At 62.7% G+C, this 3,222-nt stretch carries 5 protein-coding genes; 2 read left to right on the top strand and 3 right to left on the bottom strand.

Annotated elements, in window-relative coordinates:
* A partial coding sequence (locus NP3_RS50160) for a hypothetical protein (protein ID WP_218025084.1) occupies positions 1–200 on the top strand: 200 nt, incomplete at its 5' end.
* Between the two features lie 458 nt (positions 201–658).
* Positions 659–1,240, top strand: a complete 582-nt coding sequence (locus NP3_RS45835) for a hypothetical protein (protein ID WP_063047951.1) — start codon at positions 659–661, stop codon at positions 1,238–1,240.
* A 216-nt stretch (positions 1,241–1,456) separates the two neighbouring features.
* On the opposite strand, the gene NP3_RS45830 is transcribed toward NP3_RS45835, so the two are convergent.
* From NP3_RS45830 to NP3_RS48820, 3 genes are all read right to left on the bottom strand, one after another.
* Positions 1,457–2,083 (bottom strand): hypothetical protein, encoded by a 627-nt coding sequence (locus NP3_RS45830; protein ID WP_157125018.1) that lies wholly within the window; start codon positions 2,081–2,083, stop codon positions 1,457–1,459.
* A gap of 442 nt (positions 2,084–2,525) precedes the next feature.
* Positions 2,526–2,762, bottom strand: coding sequence for a hypothetical protein (locus tag NP3_RS45825; protein ID WP_157125017.1), 237 nt, complete (start codon positions 2,760–2,762; stop codon positions 2,526–2,528).
* A 70-nt stretch (positions 2,763–2,832) separates the two neighbouring features.
* Positions 2,833–2,976 (bottom strand): hypothetical protein, encoded by a 144-nt coding sequence (locus NP3_RS48820; protein ID WP_157125016.1) that lies wholly within the window; start codon positions 2,974–2,976, stop codon positions 2,833–2,835.
* Positions 2,977–3,222 lie beyond the last annotated feature (246 nt).

The raw sequence follows: 3,222 nt of genomic DNA, 5'->3' as shown, positions 1-3,222 counted from the left end.
CCCTAGCGCTGAATCGGCTGCAACTGGTGCACAGGTCGAAGAACACCTCCGCGCAACGCCCACACACCACCTCACCGGAATCGATGCGCAGGTACGGGCTGGTCAGGCGACGACACGACACACAACCGACCCACCCGGCGGTACACCGCGCGCACAGCCGATTTTCCTCGGCGGTGTCGTTCACCGCGACACCCCGGTGACGGCAGCCATCACAGCGAGGCAGATCCGGCAAACAGTGCTGGCAAACCCACTGATCCTGAACTGGGAACCCGCCACCGGTATCGGTCGACCGGCACACGACACACTGCACGGGAGTGGGAGGGGATTCGGGCATGGCTCAACACCTTCCGGACACGAAAGAACGCCAGGCCCGAGTGCGTGCTCGGGCCTGGCGTTCGGATCAGTGGGAGATTTCAGCTACTTGCTGGCAATGGTGGAATGTCGCGGACAAGGCGAGATGTCTCGTGGTGGTGTCCGCGCAGTCGAAAGACACAGGCTCAGAACGGAATTGGACGGTGCAGCCGCACCGGGAGAGGACTGATCGGGCGGCACAGCGATTGGGCAACGGAATTGCAGAACACCAGATCCGTCACCGGCGGATTGGCGCGTATTCTGTTGGTTGGGGATTGACGCGCGGATCGGCCGGTTAGGGATCGGCATGAACGACAACATCGCGCCCCGTCGTGCCCGCGGCACGCGGTCACCAGAAGCCGCCGAACGAATTCGACGCTCTCGAGCGCTGATCCGTGATCGCCGCGATGCCGCTCGCAAACGGGAACAGGCTGTCACCGCAGCGGTCACGCGGTACATCACCGCGTGGCAAGAGATCACGAACATCGAGCGGGCGCGTGATGACAGAATCGCTGCGCTACAGCAGCAGATAACAGCCGCGAAGGAGCGAGCGGCCACCGAAAAAGCCGAGCACCAACAACGGCAAGCGCTCGCCGCCGCGACGATCCGCGAGCAAGGCAACACCGACGACGAAGTCGCCGAACTGCTCGAAATCACGCCCAAGCAGGCCCGCCAGCTGATAGCTGCCGCCAACGACGGCGCGAAGACAGGGGCAATAGTCCTCGGCTCAACCGGCGGTCGGCCGAAGCCCGATAACACAGACCAGCGTGCTGAGCACCAACCAATCGGCGGCCCGCAACCCACGCGCTCAGCAAGTGATGATTCTCGAAAGGGCTTACATAGCAACGAGACACCGCCGCCGTCGAAATCCGCAATACCCCGAACATGAATAATACCGTGGATGCTGTGCCCAACATGGGCTCGAATATCAGAGCGGATAAACAGGTGTCGGTGACAACAGGCATAGTCAGTAGTAGTTACAGAGACGCAGTGAGATGTGCCAGGACCAGCCCGATGTCGTGTACGCGCCGGAATTGTCTATCCACGAGTCCATATTCCTGCTGATCGACCGGCTCGGACTTTGCAGCCAACGTACTGTCAGCCATCAAATGTTGGCGTAGCCACCAGCATTCCACACGACCCACGTGAAATTGTGCGGGGGCATCGCCTTCTGAGCAGGGACATTCGGGGCAGGTGAATACGGCCAGAAGCACAGACCACACCCATGGCAATACTGACCCGCACTCCACACGGCACGTGCAGTCGGCAGGCCGCGAGAGATGCGGCAGTTTCGCCGAGTCCGCCGGATCGCAGTTCCGAACGCGATCACGGAAGGGATGGCGAAGACCAGGAGGAACGCCGCCGCCACCGCCACCGACACTGCGGTTGCCCACAAGGTCGGCTCGCTGGCTCCCGGTGGTCGCTCGGTCACTGAATAGATCGCCGGACCGATGGCACCGAAGAATGGGACCGACATCAGCAAGCCCAGCGCAACGAGTCGCCCGGCGGTGCGTTGCAGCGGTGCTAGTGGAAGGGCCCCGGCAAGGTTCGAAGTCTGGGTGCGTTCGATCGTCGCGGAGCCGACGACCGGGATTAAGCCGCTGGAAGCGATGCCGACGCCGGAATAATAGTCTGTGCCGGTGATGGTCTGGACACCGGTCGCGCGGATCGCAGGCACACTTTGGACCCAATCCATGCGCCCACAAGCGGGGCAGGAGATGTCGATGTCCATGCCTACGTCCCCTCCCGACGTAGTCGCGCGGCGGTGACGTCTGCTGTGCAACGGCGTCTTTTGTATTGTCCGATGCTGCGGCGAAAGCTCCTTACATGGAACATGGCGGACGGTCAGATGTCGAGGAGTATGGCCAACGGCGCGTCGGGCCCTGGCGATGCGATGCCTCATGGGATGTCTTTCTGTCTGGGCGCTTCGGGGTAGATGTCGGCACACGAGCGCTGTTCCGCATATCGTGATGTCGCCGAATAGGTCCGCTGTGTCGTTTTCCACCGTTGTGGGTTCCTGCGCCAGAACCCCGTTGTGGGACAACCGCGTTGCCAGTCGTGGGGCCACCGACAGCGGAACAGAAGTGGAACAGGTTGTTGCGCTGTTGATTGGCGAACGCTTCGTTCCCGAAGGACCGATATGCGGCATTATCGCTCACTTGCCCTGACTGAAGTCAGCCGTGTCGCCATCGAAAATGCCGCCCATGGTGACCGTCGTCGACGGAGGTGCCGATGTCCTCGATGCCGGTGAGCTTGACGATCGCCGACAGGCTGCGCGCGTTGTCGTCACGGATGCAGACGTGGAAAGCCTCCGCGGCCGCCGCCGTGGGCTGTTCACACGCGGCCATCTTGGCTGCACCCGCGTACCCCCGGCCCCACAACTCGGGATCAACCAGTGTCGAGAAGGACATCCACGGCCCTGTCGGCTCGCTGAACGACTCGCTCGGCGAGAACACCTCCGGCCGACGCCACCTCGACAGCTCAGCGGAGATAAACGCCACCGGCTGCTGACCCGTCGTAGGCCACCCAGTTGTGCGCCGCCAGGCAATCCTGGAGCCGGATCTCGGGCCGCAGCGTCCGCGCCACCGACAACGCCATCATCGCCTGCGACGCGTGGGCGGGCATCAGTTCGTGACTAGCCCAGCCAAACACCCGGGTCTGAGTCTCGCGATCACAGGCTGCCCACTCACACAGGGTCAATCGCGCGGGACTTCCCATTTGGGAACCTTAATCCGAGATTCGCAGCCGCACAACGACACTGGCCGCCGAGGCGATCAAGGGTCGGGACGGCCGTGCGTAATCTGCCCGGCCAGGGCCATTGGCTACGGTCGGTGTGAAGAGATGTCGCGAAAATCCGTTCGATGTCGGACC

The sequence above is a fragment of the Nocardia pseudovaccinii NBRC 100343 genome, assembly GCF_001613225.1.
Lineage (GTDB): Bacteria > Actinomycetota > Actinomycetes > Mycobacteriales > Mycobacteriaceae > Nocardia > Nocardia pseudovaccinii.
This window is presented reverse-complemented; position numbering and strand designations above follow the sequence as displayed.

What these genes read in the sequence shown, in the direction of transcription:
- NP3_RS45835 (WP_063047951.1), top strand. Translation starts at nt 659, where the DNA reads ATGAACGACAACATCGCGCCCCGTCGTGCCCGCGGCACGCGGTCACCA.
- NP3_RS45830 (WP_157125018.1), bottom strand. Translation starts at nt 2,083, where the DNA reads ATGGACATCGACATCTCCTGCCCCGCTTGTGGGCGCATGGATTGGGTC.
- NP3_RS45825 (WP_157125017.1), bottom strand. Translation starts at nt 2,762, where the DNA reads ATGTCCTTCTCGACACTGGTTGATCCCGAGTTGTGGGGCCGGGGGTAC.
- NP3_RS48820 (WP_157125016.1), bottom strand. Translation starts at nt 2,976, where the DNA reads ATGCCCGCCCACGCGTCGCAGGCGATGATGGCGTTGTCGGTGGCGCGG.